The following is a 1707-nucleotide window of genomic DNA, read 5'->3' as shown; positions in this document are numbered from 1 at the left end:
ATGAGGCGCACCAAGGAAAGCCAATCAGGCCAGGCTGAAAAGAAACAAAGCCCGCACCATCATGGTCGCGGGCTTTGGTTTTTTTGGAAACGGTCTTGGCTATTTCAGATCGGCAGTCAGTCGTTTGATAGCGTTTTCCAAGTGCTGTAACATGGCTGCTTGTGCGGCTTGTGAATTTTTTTCCCGAATTGCATGGAAGACATCTCGGTGTTCCATCACAATGGCCTGCCAGGTTGCTTCGGAGTGCTTGATCTGGGGGGGCTGGTCTTCCATAACTTGCTGAGTGTTTTCCCACAGCAGTTCCACGGTGCGCAACAAAACGCGGTTGCCACAGGCCTGCGCCAGTGTCAGATGGAACTGACGGTCGTATTCCGGGCCTTTGGGGTCGCTGGCGGAGCAAACCACCATTTTTCCGAGTAGCTGGGTCAGTGTTTCCAGATGCTCTGGCTTGGCATGACGTGCTGCCAGCGCGGCGACTTCAACCTCGACCAGCTCGCGTGCCGCAAATACTTCCAGCACGTTTCCACTTTCCGGCTCTTCTTGGCTGCTGTGCGGGCCACCCAGTACGAAAATGCCGGAACGATCACGAATCTCGATCAATCCTTCGGTTTCAAGCGAGATCAGCGCCTCGCGTAGCGATGAGCGGCTGACGCCCAGGCGTTCGATCAGATTGCGCTCGCCTGGCAGTTTCTGGCCTGGCTGGTATTCGCCGCTTTGAATCAGTTGCGCGATCTGGTCAGCAACTTTCTTGTACAAGCGATGGTTGGTAATCGGTTCAATGGGCATGGTCGCGTCGCTAATCAGACAATTATGGCAATCCTGCAGACTGCACGGCAGCAGGAATAGGTATTCACCAGTTCAGGGGCAGGGTGCCCGCTGGTTTGTTTTGGTCGGATAATCATAGCAGTTCTGGCCTGCTTATGCTCGAAATGACTGATGACTTGTTTGGATATCAGACTTGTATCTGACGCAGATGAAAAATTGCGGCAGACTTTTTCAAGTCTGCCGCAATATGGGATTGCAATCGAATTACCGCGCTGTCAACCAGGCGAGCGGTACTTCCACGATGGCCGGGAAGAACACCAGCAGGAACATGACCGCCGACTCGGCAATCAGGAACGGCAGCACGCCACCCACTACCTTGTTCATCGGCATCTTGCCAATCGTACTGATCACATTCAGCACCGCACCCACCGGCGGGGTGATCAGACCCAGACACTGGTTCAGGATGTACAGCACCCCGAAATACACCGGATCGATGCCTGCAGCCTTGACGATCGGGATCAGCACCGGCGTCATGATCAGGATATTCGGCGTGAAATCCAGCACGCAGCCCATCACCAGACCCATCAGCATCAGCACAATCATCAGCAAGGTCTTGTTGTCCATGAACGGCTGCAGCACTTCACCCAGTTGCTGCGGAATGTTCACCGCAGTGACCAGCCAGGCCGAAACCGACGCCGCTGCGACCAGGAACAACACGATCGCGGTGGTTTTGGCGGCAGCCAGGATCAGCGGATACAGGTTCTTGAAGCTGATCTCACGGTAGATGAACAGGCCGACGAACAGCGAGTACCAGGCAGCAATCACGGCAGCTTCGGTCGGGGTGAAGAAACCGAACTTCAGACCACCGATGATGATGACCGGCAACAGCAAGGCCCAGAAGGCATTGCGCGTTTCGATCAGGCGCTGCTTCATCGATACCTT

At 55.0% G+C, this 1707-nt stretch carries 2 protein-coding genes; both read right to left on the bottom strand.

Translation table 11 applies throughout. The features are described from left to right. Positions 1-99 precede the first annotated feature (99 nt). On the bottom strand, positions 100-786 hold the full coding sequence (locus AC0KVQ_RS16380; protein WP_473422264.1) for a FadR/GntR family transcriptional regulator: 687 nt from the start codon (positions 784-786) through the stop codon (positions 100-102). A gap of 243 nt (positions 787-1029) precedes the next feature. Continuing rightward, positions 1030-1707, bottom strand: a 678-nt coding sequence (locus AC0KVQ_RS16375; protein WP_473422263.1) for a TRAP transporter large permease subunit, incomplete at its 5' end; no start/stop codon positions are given.

It is taken from the genome of Formivibrio sp. oc-25 (assembly GCF_055810895.1).
Note: the sequence above shows the minus strand (reverse complement) of the source record. Positions and strands in the feature narration are given on the sequence as shown.